General features: G+C 62.7%; 15 protein-coding genes. 5 read left to right on the forward strand and 10 right to left on the reverse strand.

Annotation, left to right across the window (positions count from 1 at the left end; all coding sequences use genetic code 11):
* Nucleotides 1-23: 23 nt before the first annotated feature.
* Nucleotides 24-1,223, reverse strand: a complete 1,200-nt coding sequence (locus QME84_06805) for an FprA family A-type flavoprotein (protein MDI6873975.1) — start codon at nt 1,221-1,223, stop codon at nt 24-26.
* A gap of 85 nt (nt 1,224-1,308) precedes the next feature.
* Nucleotides 1,309-1,467, reverse strand: a complete 159-nt coding sequence (locus tag QME84_06810; GenBank protein MDI6873976.1) for a rubredoxin — start codon at nt 1,465-1,467, stop codon at nt 1,309-1,311.
* 239 nt (nt 1,468-1,706) lie between these two features.
* Between QME84_06810 and QME84_06815 the strand changes: the two genes are divergently transcribed.
* The 3 genes from QME84_06815 to QME84_06825 all read left to right on the forward strand — a co-directional run bounded on the left by QME84_06815 (nt 1,707) and on the right by QME84_06825 (nt 4,425).
* Nucleotides 1,707-2,699, forward strand: coding sequence for a 2-hydroxyacyl-CoA dehydratase family protein (locus QME84_06815; protein MDI6873977.1), 993 nt, complete (start codon nt 1,707-1,709; stop codon nt 2,697-2,699).
* A 66-nt stretch (nt 2,700-2,765) separates the two neighbouring features.
* The gene (locus QME84_06820; protein MDI6873978.1) at nt 2,766-4,037 is read left to right on the forward strand and encodes a 2-hydroxyacyl-CoA dehydratase family protein; all 1,272 of its coding nucleotides are present in this window, start codon (nt 2,766-2,768) and stop codon (nt 4,035-4,037) included.
* A gap of 109 nt (nt 4,038-4,146) precedes the next feature.
* Nucleotides 4,147-4,425: a GyrI-like domain-containing protein gene (locus QME84_06825; GenBank protein ID MDI6873979.1), complete on the forward strand. Its 279-nt coding sequence runs from the start codon at nt 4,147-4,149 to the stop codon at nt 4,423-4,425.
* Nucleotides 4,426-4,443: 18 nt separating this feature from the next.
* Here QME84_06825 and QME84_06830 read toward each other — a convergent pair whose 3' ends face one another.
* From QME84_06830 to QME84_06860, 7 genes are all read right to left on the reverse strand, one after another.
* Nucleotides 4,444-6,201 carry an NAD+ synthase gene (locus QME84_06830; protein ID MDI6873980.1) on the reverse strand — a complete coding sequence of 586 codons (1,758 nt, stop codon included), beginning with the start codon at nt 6,199-6,201 and terminating at the stop codon, nt 4,444-4,446.
* A 194-nt stretch (nt 6,202-6,395) separates the two neighbouring features.
* Nucleotides 6,396-7,727, reverse strand: coding sequence for a glutamine synthetase family protein (locus QME84_06835; protein MDI6873981.1), 1,332 nt, complete (start codon nt 7,725-7,727; stop codon nt 6,396-6,398).
* Nucleotides 7,728-7,972: 245 nt separating this feature from the next.
* The gene (locus QME84_06840) at nt 7,973-8,311 is read right to left on the reverse strand and encodes a P-II family nitrogen regulator (GenBank protein MDI6873982.1); all 339 of its coding nucleotides are present in this window, start codon (nt 8,309-8,311) and stop codon (nt 7,973-7,975) included.
* A gap of 5 nt (nt 8,312-8,316) precedes the next feature.
* A complete protein-coding gene (locus QME84_06845; protein MDI6873983.1) occupies nt 8,317-9,873 on the reverse strand; it encodes an ammonium transporter in 1,557 nt (518 codons plus the stop codon).
* Between the two features lie 253 nt (nt 9,874-10,126).
* Nucleotides 10,127-10,411 carry a 4Fe-4S binding protein gene (locus QME84_06850; GenBank protein MDI6873984.1) on the reverse strand — a complete coding sequence of 95 codons (285 nt, stop codon included), beginning with the start codon at nt 10,409-10,411 and terminating at the stop codon, nt 10,127-10,129.
* Nucleotides 10,408-11,160, reverse strand: coding sequence for a hypothetical protein (locus QME84_06855; protein MDI6873985.1), 753 nt, complete (start codon nt 11,158-11,160; stop codon nt 10,408-10,410). The genes QME84_06850 and QME84_06855 overlap by 4 nt, the downstream gene beginning before the upstream one ends.
* 224 nt (nt 11,161-11,384) lie before the next feature.
* Nucleotides 11,385-13,031 carry an FAD-binding oxidoreductase gene (locus tag QME84_06860; GenBank protein MDI6873986.1) on the reverse strand — a complete coding sequence of 549 codons (1,647 nt, stop codon included), beginning with the start codon at nt 13,029-13,031 and terminating at the stop codon, nt 11,385-11,387.
* 467 nt (nt 13,032-13,498) lie between these two features.
* Here QME84_06860 and QME84_06865 point away from each other — a divergent pair, with 467 nt between their 5' ends.
* Entirely contained in the window at nt 13,499-13,885 is a 387-nt protein-coding gene (locus tag QME84_06865) for a HEPN domain-containing protein (protein ID MDI6873987.1), read from the forward strand.
* Entirely contained in the window at nt 13,839-14,201 is a 363-nt protein-coding gene (locus QME84_06870; protein MDI6873988.1) for a nucleotidyltransferase domain-containing protein, read from the forward strand. The genes QME84_06865 and QME84_06870 overlap by 47 nt, the downstream gene beginning before the upstream one ends.
* A 77-nt stretch (nt 14,202-14,278) precedes the next feature.
* Here QME84_06870 and QME84_06875 read toward each other — a convergent pair whose 3' ends face one another.
* Nucleotides 14,279-14,926 (reverse strand): winged helix-turn-helix domain-containing protein, encoded by a 648-nt coding sequence (locus tag QME84_06875; protein MDI6873989.1) that lies wholly within the window; start codon nt 14,924-14,926, stop codon nt 14,279-14,281.
* Nucleotides 14,927-14,993: the final 67 nt, after the last annotated feature.

Consider the following 14,993-nt stretch of genomic DNA (forward strand, 5'->3'; position numbering starts at 1 on the left):
GAAAATCCGTGCCGGGACGGCGCTCAACCTTCCTTGTCCTTGAGGGAACGGGCCAGCCTCCTGCCCATCTCCGCCGCCTTCTCCAGGTCCTCCCCGGTGGGAACCAGGTTGACCCGCAACGGTTCCTCCTCCACCCTGAACTTCAGACCCCGCAACCTCTCGGCGATGAGCTTGGGGGCCTCGCCGCTCCAGCCGTAGGAACCGAAGGCGGCGCCCACCTTGCCCTTGAGGTTGAGGGTGGCCAGGTGGGAGAGGAGGTACCACACCGGCTCCACGGCATCCCCGTTTATGGTGGCTGAGCCCACGGCGATACCGTCCGCCGCCTCGATGCGGTCGATCATCAGGCCCAGCTCGGTTGCGGCCACGTCCATGACCGTGACCCTGACCCCCTCGGAGCGGGCTCCCTCGGCGATCTTCTCCGCCAGGGCGGCGGTGTTCCCGTAGGCGCTGGCATAAAATACCAACAGGCTCTTTTCTTCCCCGGGAACCGGCCGCGAGCTCCACTCCCGGTACTTCTCCATGTAGGCCCGGGGGTTGGAACGCAGCACGGGGCCGTGACTGGGGGCGATGACCCGCAGGTCAAGGTTCTCCACCTTGTCCAGGGCTTCCAGCACGTACTTCTTGAAGGGGCGGAAGATGACCAGGTAGTAGTACTCGAAGGCGTGCGAGTAGTCGTCCACCAGGTCGTCGAAGAGACGGTCGTCGCAGTAGTGGGCTCCCAGGAAATCGCAGGTGAACAGGATTTTCTGCTTCTCCAGGTAGGTGAACATGGTGTCCGGCCAGTGCAGGAAGGGGGCATGAATAAAGCGCATCGCCACACCCCCGCCCAGGTCCAGCGTATCACCGTCCTGGACCAGGATGGGGTCCACGTCCCGGTTGAGAATGTTCTTCACGAAGTTGCGACACTGCCGGTCGCAGACCACCCTGGCGTTGGGAGCCTCCTTCAGGAAGAGGTCCAGGGAACCGGAATGGTCGGGCTCGGTGTGGTTGATGATAACGTAGGATATGTCGCGGACGTCCACCAGGGACCTCAAGTTCTCCAGGAACTCCTCGTAGAAGGGGGCCTTCACCGTGTCCACCACGGCTAATTTCTCCCCCGCCGTCACCAAGTAGGAATTGTAAGTGGTGCCGTGGTCCGCCTTCATGATGATGTCGAAAACCCGGAGTTGCGGGTCCAGGGCTCCCACCCAGTGCACGCCCTCCGTTATCTCCACCGGTCTCATGGCAACCTCCTTGTCACTTCTCCCGTAAACGACAGGGCCCGACTAACGGACCCTGCACGACGGCCCGAGGAAGTCTGTCCGCAGATCAGATTTTCTCGAACATGTCCTTGTCCGCTCCGCACTGGGGACAAACCCAGTCGTCCGGCAGGTCCTCGAATGGCGTTCCCGGTTCGATCCCGCCGTCGGGGTCCCCCTTCTCCGGGTCGTAAACGTAGCCGCATACCGTGCATTCGTACTTATCCATCCCTTCCCCCCTTATGCCTCCCGCCCCGCAACGCGGGGCTTCCTTCTCCTGCGCGGCACCCGCCGGTGGAGCATGAACCTCCCTGCGGGTGTACCTTCCCGCCCGTTTCCTGGGCTACGGGCTCGCTTCTCCCGCTGCCCGTCACGAGTTTGCAATTCCCGGCGGGCGGGTGCGACGAATATAATATACCCGCCCTACGGACAAACTAACGGGCGAAGATCGAAACGAGGAGAGCGGAGATGGCTGACCGGGACATGGCCTGGTTCTGCGCCTATACGCCGGTGGAGCTTATACGCGCGGCCGGCTTCCGTCCCGTGCGGCGCTTCGGCGATCCCCACGGGCTGGAAGCGGCGGATACCTACCTCCACCCGGCGCTGTGTCCCTACGTCCGGGCCTGCCTTGCCCAGGCCCTGGACCAGGCACCACCGCACCACGCCATGTTCGTGAACTGCTGCGACGGGATGCGTCGCCTGCATGACGCGTGGAAAGCGCTCTTCCCGGAATCTTTCGCCTTCCTCATGGACCTGCCCCGCAGGACGGACGAGAGGGGCAGGGAGGCACTGGGCCGCGAGTTTGCCCGCCTCCTCGGCGCCCTGGAGGAATTCGCGGGCCGGAGAGTGACCCCGGATGACCTCCTGCGGGCCTGCCGGGAGGAACGCGAACTCCAGCTAGCCTACCGGCGTACCGTGGAAGGGCTGTGGGGCGCCGCCCGGGTGGCGGCGGCCCAGGCCGCGCAGGAGGACCGTGCGCCGGCGGTGGAAGCGGCCGACCATGTCTCCACGGGCGTTCCCGTTCTACTCTCCGGGAACCTCCTTAATCCACGGGGGCTCCTGAGCATCCTGGAACGGGCGGGGGCCCGGGTGGTGTGGGCGGACCTATGCAACGGTGACCGTCCCTTCACCGCCGAGGCGCCCGTGACCGGGGCGGATAGGCCACGCATCTTGAGGGAACTGGCCGCGCGTTACCTGGAGCGTCACCCATGCGCCAGGATGGCGGACGGGGAAAGGCGGTACCGGCTCCTGGTGGAAAGGGCCAGGGAATGCGGAGCCCTGGGGGTGATTTATGCTTCCCTCAAGTTCTGCGACTCCTACCTGTACGACTTCCCGCGCCTGCGGGAGAGGCTGCGGAGGGAGGAAATCCCCGTGCTCCGCCTGGAGAGCGATTACGCCGACGGTCACGCCGGCCAGCTTCTCACCCGCGTGGAGGCCTTCCTGGAGATGATCGCCGGGTGAGGGATGACCCGGAAAAAGGCCGCAAGGGAGCGACATGAGCCATGAGCAAGGAGGCAGGTGCGTGAGATGAGCGCGGAGAGGGAGAACGGGCTCCTGGAGGCGATAAAGGAGCGCTACCTGGAAAAGCTGTCCCCGGAGATATTCCGTTCCCGGCTCTTCTGGAAGACGGTGGAGGGCCTGGCCCGCTCGCCCCTGAACCGGCCGCAGTGGAAGGCGGACCGCGTGTCCCTTTCCCATTTCATCCGCTCCACCCGGGACGCCTACCTGGGGAAAGCTCCCGTGGTGTGGTGCAACCTGCTGGTCCCCAGCGAGCTGGTCCACGGCCTGGGATGCCTGCCCTTCTATCCCGAGATGGCCGCCGCGGTGGTGGCTTCTGCCGGCCTGGCTCCCCGCTTCATCGACCGGGCCGTGGAGGAAGAGTTTTCCAGCGACGCCTGCTCCTACCACCGCTGCCTCCTGGGGTGCGCGGTGGAGGGATTTCTTCCCCGACCCGACCTGCTTCTCTCCGTCAATTACCCCTGTGACTCGGCGGTGCTTTCCTTTGCCTTCCTCTCCGAGCTCTACGGCGTCCCCCACCTGGTGGTGGACGTACCCCTTCCGGGACGCGAGGAGGATCTTCCCCTGCTGGCGGGGCAGCTCGAAGAGGCAGCCTCGGAGATGGCACGGCTTTCCGGCCGCGACCGGGAGGGGATGCTCAGGGGCCTGGCGGAGTCCATAGAACTCTCCAACCGGGCCCTCTCCTACCTCCGCCGGGTGGAGGAGATGCGCAAGCGCGACGATTGCACCCTGGACGGGAAGGACGCCATGGGCAACGTAAGCGTCCTTGCGGGCTGCATGGGGAGCGAGGCGGGGGTGGAGTTCTACCGCCTCCTGGCGGAAGAGCTGCGGGAGCGCGGCTGCCGCGGGCCGCGTTCCCTGCGCCTCATGTGGATGCACCTCAAGCCATGGTACGCACAGTCCATCTTCCAGTCCCTGGAAAGGCACGGTGCGCGCCTGGTTTGCGAGGAATACACCCACGCCACCTGGGAACCCATGGATCCCGGGGATCCCTTCGTTTCACTGGCCGCCAAGCTGGAGAGCCACTTCCTGGTGGGCCCGGCGGAGAGAAGGGCCGCCCACCTGGCCCGGCTGGCCGAGGAATACCGCGTGGACGGGGCCATCCACTTCAACCACTGGGGATGCCGCCAGAGCTGTGGCGGCGCTCCCCTGGTGAAAAGGGCGCTCCAGGAAAAGGGCGTGCCCGTCTTGATCATCGACGGCGATTGCGTGGACCAGCGAGAGTACCAGGAGGGGCAGATATCCACCCGCCTGGAGGCCTTCCTCGAGTCCTTGAGGTAAGAGTCTCGGCCGCCGGAGAGCGTTCGCCCGTGTCCCGAAGGCCGGTTACAATAACCTTGCCATTCGTTTTACTTCCGAAGGACGAAGCGATACCTGGAAGGAGGTTGGTATGAGGCCCCTGGAACCGCCGGAGGAGATTAAGAGGATGGCCGAGACCGGGGAGGCGGCGGTGAAGACGGTCCCCGCCCGGGAGGTGGCCTACCTGGTACACAAGGGACCCCACTCCGGCTTGCAGGACTCCTTCTTCAGGCTCATGCGCTGGATATCGGAGAACGGCTACGAGCTCATGGGACCGGGGGAGGCCGTCTTCCACAACGACACCATCACCGTGAGGTCGGAGGAAGAGTTGATCACCGAGCTGCGGTTCCCGGTTCGCAAGAAGGAGTGAGTCCCTCTCCTTCCCCCTTTACCCAGCCGTGGTCCCCTCCCCACCCCGGGGAGGACGCTTGGATATGGGAAGGCGCCAGTCGCGCCCGAAGGCCCGGGGGGTGATCTTTATGCCCACCGGCGCCTGGCGCCGCTTGTACTCATTGGCGTCCACGCGCCGGACGACCTCGGTAACCAGCGCGCGGTTGTATCCCTTCCTCACCATCTCCTCGATGGTGAGTCCGTTCTCGATATAATCCTCCAGGATGGGGTCGAGTGCCTCGTAAGGCGGAAGGAAATCACTATCCCTCTGATCCTCACGGAGCTCTGCGGTAGGCTCCCGTGATATCACTTCCCCGGGTATCAATTCTTTGCCCTCCCGGCGGTTGACGTGGCGGCAGAGCCGGTAGACATCTTTCTTGAGGAGGTCCTTGATCACCGCGAAACCGCCGGCCATATCCCCGTAGAGGGTGCAGTAGCCCATGGACAGCTCGCTCTTGTTGCCGGTGGCCAGAACCAGCCATCCTCGCGCATTGGAGATGCCCATGAGAATATTGCCCCGAATGCGGGCCTGGAGGTTCTCCAGGGCCAGGGACGACCACCTCCCCTGAAAGCCGGGGGCCGCGTGGGCAAGGTAGGATTCTAGTATGTTGTCTATGGGATATTCTTCCAGGTCTATGCCCAGTGAATCCACGAGCCTTTCCACGCAGGAGCGGGAGAGGCCGGAGGTAAACCGCGAAGGCATGAAGACCCCGTGCACCCGGGACCGTCCCAGGGCCATGACCGCCAGGGCGGCCACCAGGGAGGAGTCCACCCCTCCAGACAGGCCCAGCACCACTTCCTGGAAACCGTTCTTGCGCACGTAATCCCTCAATCCCAGGAGGAGGGCTTGCAGGACCTCCTCCTCTCCGGTAATTTCCGGGGTGTCCGTGCAAGAAAGGGAAGGGCGCTCTTCCGCCGGTGGACCGCTTCGTCCACCGATATCGAGGACCCGCGTCGTCCTGCGGAGAGCGCCCTTGCGCACGTATCGCTGGAGGGGAACGACCATCCGCCTTCCCCAGATCCCCGTCGTGTCCACGTCGACGAGTAGGAGGTGCTCCCGGAAACGGGGTGCGGCGGCCACCCTGCCCCGCTCCGGATGGACGACCATGGAACCGCCGTCGAAGACCAGTTCATCCTGGCCACCCACCGCGTTGACGTAGGCCAGCAACGCCCAGCTGTCCGATGACCGGGCTCGTAGCATACCTTCCCGCAGGAGCTGCTTACCCCTCTCGAAGGGGCTGGCGGAGAGGTTTACCACCACCTCGGCGCCCCCGTAGGCCACCTCGTTCTCCAGGGATCCGCCCGGATACCATATGTCCTCGCAGATGGTGATCCCCACCCGCACATCACCGACCCTGAGGACCAGCCCTTCCTCCCCGGGGGCGAAATAGCGCGCCTCGTCGAAAACCCCGTAATTGGGAAGGAAGTTCTTGTGGTACCAGGCCCGGATCTCTCCCTCGTGGAGCACGGCGGCGGAGTTATAGAGGTCCTCGTCGAAATGCAGGGCGCCCACCACCGCGGGAACATCCCTCACCTCTTCGGCCAGCCGCCTCACGCCCCGCATGTTCTCCTCGAGGAAGTCCCGCTTGAGGACCAGGTCCTCGGGGGGATAGCCGCAGAGGGCCAGCTCGGGAAAGCAGACCAGGTCGGCACCCGCGCCTTCCGCCTCCCTCAAGTAATGCAAGATGATCTCCGCGTTGCCTTCCAGGTCGCCCACCGTGGCGTTCACTTGGGCCAGGGCCAGCCTGATGGTCATCGAACCCGCCCCTCCTCAAGGACTCCGCCAGCCGGTTCGCCGCCGGGGCGCCATGTCCAGAAAACCCATCTCCATCGGTACGCTTTCGAGATAAAGGGCAGGGACCGACCCATAACCAGCCGTCCGCTCCCACCCGCCCGAGCGGCGGAACCGGTCGGGCGCCGGCCCGGCACCAGGTCCGCCGCGTCCAAGCCTCAGAGCACCGGAAGGTACTGGCGCATCTCCCATTCCGTCACCTGGGCGCGGTAGCGCTCCCACTCGATCTTCTTGTTTTCGATCAGGGATTCGAAGACCGCGTCCCCCAGGGTCCGGCGCAGGAGCTCGCTCTTCTCGGCGATCTGGATGGCCTCGTAGAGGTCCTCGGGGAGCTGGCCTATACCCAGCTCCTCCCGCTCTTCCTCGCTCATCTCGTAGACATTGCGGTCCACCATGGGGGGCAGCTCGTAATCGTTGATAATCCCCTCCAGGCCGGCGGCCAGCATGCAGGCGAAGGCCAGGTAAGGATTGCAGGCCGGGTCCGGGGAACGGAACTCGATGCGGGTGGCCTTCTCCTTGCCCGGCTTGTATTCCGGCACCCGGATGAGGTCGGAGCGGTTGCGCACCGCCCAAGTAAGGTAGACCGGCGCCTCGTACCCGGGAACCAGGCGCTTGTAGGAGTTGACCCACTGGTTGCAGACCAGGGTTATTTCCGGCGCATGCTTCAAAAGGCCGGCGATGAATTTCTTGGCCACGTCGGACAGGTGGTGTTCGTCATGGGGGTCGAAGAAGGCGTTGCGATCCCCCTGGAAAAGGGACATGTGGGTATGCATGCCGCTTCCGTTCTCCCCGAAGAGGGGCTTGGGCATGAAGGTGGCGTACACCCCGTTGAGCAGGGCTATTTCCTTGACCACCAGGCGGAAGGTCATGGCGTTGTCGGCCATGGTCAGGGCGTCGGTGTAGCGCATGTCGATCTCGTGCTGGCTGGGCCCCACCTCGTGGTGGCTGTATTCCACGCCTATTCCCAGCTCCTCCAGGGCTATGACCGTGTCCCTCCGCAGGTCGCTGGCCACGTCCAGGGGGGTGAGGTCGAAATAGCCGCCCCGGTCCAGCACCTCCGGGGACTCCGAGGACTTGAAATAGAAATATTCCAGCTCCGGGCCCACGTAGAAGGTGTAACCCATCTCCGCCGCCCGGGCCAGGTTGCGCTTCAGGATATAACGCGGGTCGCGCTCGTAGGGTTCACCTCCCGGCTTGAGAATATCACAGAACATGCGCCCCACGGCATTGTGCTCCCGCGGCCTCCAGGGCAGGATGGCGAAGGTGCTCGGGTCGGGCATGGCGATCATGTCGCTTTCATCGATGCGGGCGTACCCCTCGATGGACGACCCGTCGAAGCCCATCCCGTCCTCCAGGGCCTCCTCGAGCTCGCCGATGGTAATGGCGAAGCTCTTGAGGAACCCCAGGATGTCCGTAAACCACAGGCGGATGAACCGGACGTCGTTCTCCCGCGCCATCTTGAGCACGTATTCCTTGTCCTTGGTGGTCATCTGTCAACCTCCTTTTTCTCCTCCTTCAGGCGTGCCTTTCCTTCCCATACCTCGTTAAGCCGCGTTTCAAAGGCGAACCATGGCGGTTCCCGTGTCGCCTCTTATCAGGCTGACCTTTATAATCCTCTCCTCCTTCCGGGATCGTCCCCTTTGCCCCGATGGGCAGGGGTCGAGAGCCGTCTCTTCCTGAACATGATTTTTGCACCTTCCTGTTTCGTCTTCTTTTCCGGAATGTTACGGCTCTGTTAAATGACCTGGAAGCCCGACTCGCCGGTCCGGATGCGCACCGCGTCGGCCACCTCGTAGATGAAGATCTTCCCATCCCCGATGTGCCCGGTGCGTGCGGCCCGGATCATGGCGTTCACCACCCGGGGGAGGTCCTCGTCCAGCACCACCGCCTCCAGCTTGAGCTTGGGCAGGAAGTCGATCCGGTACTCCGCGCCCCTCCACACCCGGCTGATGCCTCTCTGCTTGCCGTGACCCATGACCTCGGTGATGGTCATCCCCGGGTACCCGAGCTTCCGCAGCTCCTCCAGCACCGTTTCCAGGCGTTCGGGCCTGATGACTGCCTCGATTTTCTTCATGTACCTCACCTCCCCCCTACCCGTGCCTCACCCATGTCGGCTGCCGGCACCGGGGAGATCGGGAGCACGAGGCGGCTGTCCTCCGTGTAGGCGTTGATTCCCATCTCGTGGACGTCCAGGCCGTCCACCTCCTCCTGGGGAGAGACCCTGATGCCATGCCACCTGTCCTGCAGGCGGAAGAATAGGTAAGAGAGGCCGAAGACGAACACGGTGCAGGCCGCCGCGCCTACGAGTTGGGCGGCGAACTGTCCCGCGTCCCCGAAGAACAGCCCCTTCACCGCGCCCTCCACACCATTCAGACCATTCCCATACGTACCGTCCGCGAATAGCCCAAGCGAGAGGACCCCCCAAATGCCGTTGAAGCCATGCACGGCCACCGCACCCACGGGATCGTCCACGCCGAATCTCTCCAGGGCGAACACCCCCGTACAGACCAGGATCCCCGCGATCGTCCCGATGACCAGGGCAGCCCAGGCGGGAACGAAGGCACAGGGGGCGGTGATGGCCACCAGGCCAGCCAGCATGCCGTTGGCGGTCATGGAGGGATCGGGCTTTCCCATTTTCTTCCACATGAAGAACATGGCGGAGAGGCAGCCCGCGCAGGCGGCGAGAAGCGTGTTGGTCGCCACCACCGCCAGCCTGAGATCGCCGCCGTTGAGCGTGCTGCAGGCGTTAAAGCCAAACCAGCCGAAAACCAGGATGATGACCCCAATGATGGCCATGGGGACGTTGTGGCCGGGGATGGCGCGGGGTTTACCTTCCGAATCGAACTTCCCGATGCGCGGCCCGATCACCAGGGCCCCCGCGAGTGCGCATAAACCGCCCACTGCGTGTACCACCGAGGAGCCGGCGAAATCCACGAAACCGTGCCCGAGTCCCAGGTTGGCCCCCAACTGTGAGAGCCAACCTCCTCCCCACACCCAGTGGCCGAACACCGGATAGAGGATCATGGACATGAAAAACCCATAGACGATGAAGGCCTTGAACTTCCATCGTTCCGCCATCGCCCCGGTGACGATGGTGGCCGCCGTGTCCATGAAGACCACCTGGAAAAGGAAAAAGAGGAAGATTCCCACGTCATACACACCTCTGCCCGAGAGGGCGAATCCCTTGAGCCCGAAAAGCGACCACCCCCTGGCCACCTCGAACTTGGCGTTGAGGATCTCTTGACCCCCCAGGGTTGCTAACGCTCCCACACCCCCGAACATGAGGGCGTATCCCGCCAGGAAATATCCCAGGGTGCCGATGGCGAAGATGGTGAAGTTGGTCATCATCACGTGGACCGCGTTGCGCTCCTGGGTGAATCCCGTCTCCACCATGGCGAACCCGGCCTGCATGAAAAAAACCAGGATGGCGCCCAGGAACACCCAAATGAAGTTAAGAGCTACCTTGTTGTGGCCCACTTCCTGGGATAGGTCGGCGCTCAGATCCTGTCCCCTGCCCGTGCTTTCTCCGCCGGCGTCGGCGAAGGCCGGCGAGGCGGCGGAGAGAACAAAGGAGAGCACCAGGCAAAGAAGGACGGCGACCATAAAAGGGCCGAACCTGCGAACCTGCGCCGTCAAGGCGACCACCTCCTCTCCACTCGACCCTTTTCATGGCTCCAATGTAGAGAGGAGTTGTTTCAGGTATTTTATCGAGGGGTTAAATCGCCGTTACAACATTGTTGCCGGACGGTTAAATCCATAATATTCCAGCTTTACGAGGCATATTCTAATTCCAGAATACAGTACCCTTTGCTTTTCTCCATACCGATACAAAATCCTGCTGAAGACCCGCCGCGATGAAGACGGAGTTTTTCAGGCCCGAATCCGCCGTCTACCCGTACTCGATGACCACCCCGGTCCCTCCACTAGGGTAGGAGAAGTCTATGGCCTCCTGCTCACATATCTCCCAGCAGGAGGCACATTCCAGGCACAGCTCCTGGTACCGCGGGGCCAGCTTCGCCTTCCCTTCCCGCACCGTCCACAGCCTGAAAGGGCAGATCACGGCACAAAGGCCGCAGCCGTTGCACTTCGCTTCGTCGTAGGAAATGAAATCCCCCGTCTTGTCCGCATCTACGCGCTTCACGAGGGCCTTGAAATCGATCTTCTCCTCGCTCATCCCTTCTCACCTCCCCGCGTCACGAGGCTTCCCCTGGGCAGGGGGGCGTCCTGTTCCGCCGCTGGATCGAGTAAGGGCGCCAGCTGCTTGAACAGCCGGGCCAGGACCCGGAAATAGTTGCGGTCCGAGAGGTGCTTGAGCACGGGTATGCGGGGCTTCAACTTCAGGAGAATCATCTTCACGTTGCTGGGCCAGATGCCCCGGGCCAGGGGAGCGAAATAGGTCCTTCCAAGGTCGGAGAACTGCGGGGCCAGTTCCAGGAAATGCCTGAGGTGCTGGTTGAAGCAGTCCATGTGGGCATCCGCCCAGTCGAAGACGATGGAGAAGGGCTGGAGCATGGTGAATTCCAGCATCAGCTGAAGCTGTTCCAGGGCCTTCTCCCGGTTCATTATCGAACCCTCCCAGATGTCCACGAACTCCTCCCCGAATTCGTGCTCTTTTCCCAGGAAGGACGCCTTCCACCTTCTCTCGTACTCCTGGAGGGCCTTCTCCGATGTGTCTCCCCGGGAGATGGCCCAGGCGGCCGTCTCCGCGGCTATCTTCCCGGAATAGCAGGCATGCCACACGCCCTCGACCTCCAGGGGACAGGGAAACCCAGCCGCGTCCCCCACCAGCATCATCCCGCCGGTGTAGGATTTCACCGGCTTCTTCAACCAGGGCAGGAGGTGGGCCTGGAACTCCCTGGGCCTGGCGTTCACCGCCTGAACCGGCTCCCACCACCACGTCCCACTTCTCCATGCTTCATCCAACTCCCCCAAAGATGCCCGGGAATCAACATCCCCAACCCGTGCCCGGGGATCGTCGCCATCCGCTTCAAACCCCACGGCCGCTGCCCACGCCACTGGATACTAACACTTGTCATGGGAAACCTTTACATGGCGCCCTTTCGGCGAATCCCGCCCCGCTATATACCATATCTTTCCATCTGCCTTACACGCCGCAACGTCGTCATCCGGGGGGCTATCGACGCTCTTCACGCGGGAGGGCCGGATTCGGTCCACGACCTCTCGGCGATGAGCCGGTCCAGCCTGGCCTTCAGCGCGGGCTCTATCTTCGAGAAATCGAACTCCCCCTCGTCGCAGTACTCGCCGGTGTCGGCCGCGCGTCCCGGGTCCACGGCATGGGAGATCCTCTTCTGCCACTCGTTGTAGTGTCCCATCATGGGACTGATGGTCTTCCTCAGGCGGGCGTCGCAGGAGGAGAGGGGCTCCATGCACCTCTCGATGGCCGCAATGGAGAACTCGATGAACATGGGAGCCAACGACTCGAGATGCTTGGGGTTCCCGGCGTCGTATTGCCATACCTCCTCGCAGTGGCCCCAGGTATTGTTCTCGTAGAGGGCCATGAAGGGATTGTCGCCCAGGTCGTCCAGGATACCCCCGCGGGCTATCCATTTACGCTTGATCTCCTCCCCGATCTCCGCCCAGTCCAGTTGGCTGTCCCAGGTCTCGTTGCGGTCCAGGGCGCTGCTGAAGATCCCGCCCATCCGGAAAACCATGGGAATGGCCGTCACCCGGAGGAAGTTCATGAGCATCATGGGCCCCATGGCCGGGGTGCCCATGATCTCCAGCGAGAGGCCCTGGTGCTCGGCGATGATCTCCTTCAGCACCGCCTCCTGGAACTCGATCTCCTCCCTGGTGTTCCCCGCCAGCATGATCACGAAGGTGCCCTTAAGGGCGTCGTTCAATATCCTCCGCAGGTGGGCGGTGGCGGTTATCCTTCTCAGGAGATGAGGTCCGATGGTGTAGATGAAGGCGGCGATGGAGGTCTTGGTGGCCAGGTACCCGATCTCCGATTCCCCGATCCTGTACACCGCGTCCGCCACCCGCCTGCGGTCCGGGAAGAGGCAAAGATGAAACCTGACGTTCTCCGGGACCTCCGACCGGGCATCGAGAAGCATCCCCTCGGTCTCCACCCTGGGAGGTCCCGGCCAGTTGTAGAGCTTGATGGCTCCCTTGGTGAAGACCCCGAGCCCGCCCAGGGCCCCCGTGGAGCCGCGCATCAGTCCCCGCAGGGAGGGACCCGGCCCGTCGCCGGAGAACCAGCCCGTCCCGGAGCCAAGGGTCCCCAACCTGAGTATCTCGCCTTCGGGGAGGACCCATTCCACCCCCAGAACGTTTCGGGCACTGTAGCTCATGTACACGCTGTCCCATCCCACCCCCCAACCGGAGGTGGCGCTGGCCAGCGGTGAGCACACCGGTCCCGCCCCGATGATGTGGGTGTTCAGGCCCACCTTCATAGCCTCCGCTTGCAACTGTGCGCCGCAGACGCAGGGCTCCACCACCGCGTACATGTTCCTCTTGTCGAGGTCCAGTATGCGGTCCATCCTGCGCAGGTCTATCTGGACCACGTTGTCGTAGGTCACGGCGCTGAATACCCCCCACCCGGTGGCGAAGGCCTTAAACTTCAGCCCATGGCGGTTGCACACGCGGACCACTTCCTGCACCTCCTCGGAGGAGCAGGGAAGCACCACGGCGACGGGCCTTTTCACCCACTTGGCCGGGTCCTCGTTGCCCATGGGCTGCCAGGCGTAGCCGTCGAGCACCGCTGGCTCCCGAGAGACGAACTCCTTCCCCACCGCCTCCTCCAGCTCCTCGTAGGCGGAATCCGGAATCTCCATCCCCTGGAGGCGCCCAAGCCGTCCATGATCTTCCCCCTTTCGGATAAGAAGATGGCTTAAGGTCGCACGCTTCACGGATTTGCCTCCCCGACCTGCACATGCCCTGAACCATTCGATCCGGGGAAAGGAGGTGGTCAAGGGAACGTGGCCTAATCCCGGATGAAGGATTTCGCCGGCTGAAATTTGATGCGCCCCACCTTCAAGCGGCGCCGCTGGAGGTGCTTCTTGCGAGGCAATTACCGGTTCCGCTCCCTGGTCCCGTCTTTTTTGCGAGAGGTGCAGGTAACCTAGGCTGGTGGGTCAAATCGGAATGCTACTCCTGGTAAAATGTCTTTCCAACCCTCGACCATTCCCCTCCCTTTTCTTCATCTCTATACAAAACCCTTTGGTTTTATATTGTCAAGACATGACCTTTCCCCCGCCCCTCGAAAACATCAGGAATGTTATGATAGGTGTGGTGGTGAAATATGGGAAGGGAAAAGGATTGGCTGGAGCAGGCCGAGAGGGATCTCTCCAAGGCCAGGGTGGACCTGGAGCATTCCTATTTCGAGTGGGCGTGCTTCACCGCGCAGCAGGCAGCGGAAAAGGCGGTAAAGGCCCTGGGTATGCACAAGGGTCTTTCCATCTGGGGACATGCGGTGAGCGTAATCCTGCGTGCCTTACGGGAAAAAATGGAAATTCCTGAAGAACTGGTATCTTTGGCCCAGGTTCTTGACGCCTATTATATACCTTCCCGCTATCCCAACGGATTCGACACCGGCAAGCCGGCCGACTATTACAACCTGAAAATGGCCTCGGAGGCGATTGATGCGGCAGATAAGATCATTCGGTTCTGTTGTGAGCATATGGCTTGACCGGGAAGCGGCCATTGAAAAACTGAAGGCAGTGGCCATGAGGCTGAAAGGTTCGTGTCCCGAGGTCAAGGAGATACGGCTGATCGGCTCCCTAGCGCGTGGTGATCACATCGGCACCAGCGATGCCGACATCCTCATAGTCCTTCACCAGAGCGAGCTTAACCCGGTCGACCGCCTTAAACGATATCTCCCCTTCTTTGATCTTGACCTGGCGGTGGATGTGTTCCCCGTGACCCAACATGAACTGGATGTTTTAAACTCCCGGCGTGTCGGGGTCGGGCAGGACCTGCTGGAGGGGAGTGTGATGCTCGCCTGATATACCTGAAGCTGCGGTCCTGCAGGCGTTAACGAACTAAAAAATCGGCAAGCCGGCCGATGGATATGACCCTCTTCTCAAGAGGGACCCGCGTCTGACGGTTCGAAGATGTAGCCCACCCCCCGGATAGTGCGGATATAGGCGCGTCCCTCGCGCTCTATCTTGGAGCGGATGCGGCGGATGTGCACGTCCACGGTCCGCGTCCCCCCGAAGTAGTCGTATCCCCACACCTGCTCCAGGAGAACCTCGCGCGTGAACACCTTCCCGGGGCGGGAGGCCAGGAAACGCAGGAGCTCGAACTCCTTGAAGGTCAGCTCGACGGGCATGCCGTCAACCTTCACCTGGTAGCGGTCCTCGTCTATGACCAGTCCTACCTCCTGCGCAGTCTCCTTCCCTTCCCCGGCCAGCCTCCTCGCCCGCGCCCTTATCTCCTCCCCCGTCGAGCCGTCGAGGACGAAGTCGTCCAGCGCCACTCCCCCGCCCACGTCCCGCAGCTGGTCGAAGCGGAGCACGGCCAGCATCTTCACTCCTTCCGGAAGCGACTTCCTGAGGTTGGATATCCGGCTCCGCCAATCGCTCGCTTCCTCCACCAGGTCCAGGACCAGGACGTCGCCCGTCCCCGGTTCCTCCTCCCGTGGCCGGTAATCCATGACCTCGAATTCGCCCTCCAGGAGTTCCAAAAGGAGCTCCTTTCGAGTGCCCGGGCTGCAAAGGTAGATTTTCACGACAACTCACTCCGGAACCTTCAATCAACGGACCCGGGGCTCGCCCGCCTGCGGACTTTCCCTGTCG

The sequence above is a fragment of the Actinomycetota bacterium genome, assembly GCA_030019255.1.
Lineage (GTDB): Bacteria > Actinomycetota > Geothermincolia > Geothermincolales > RBG-13-55-18 > Solincola_A.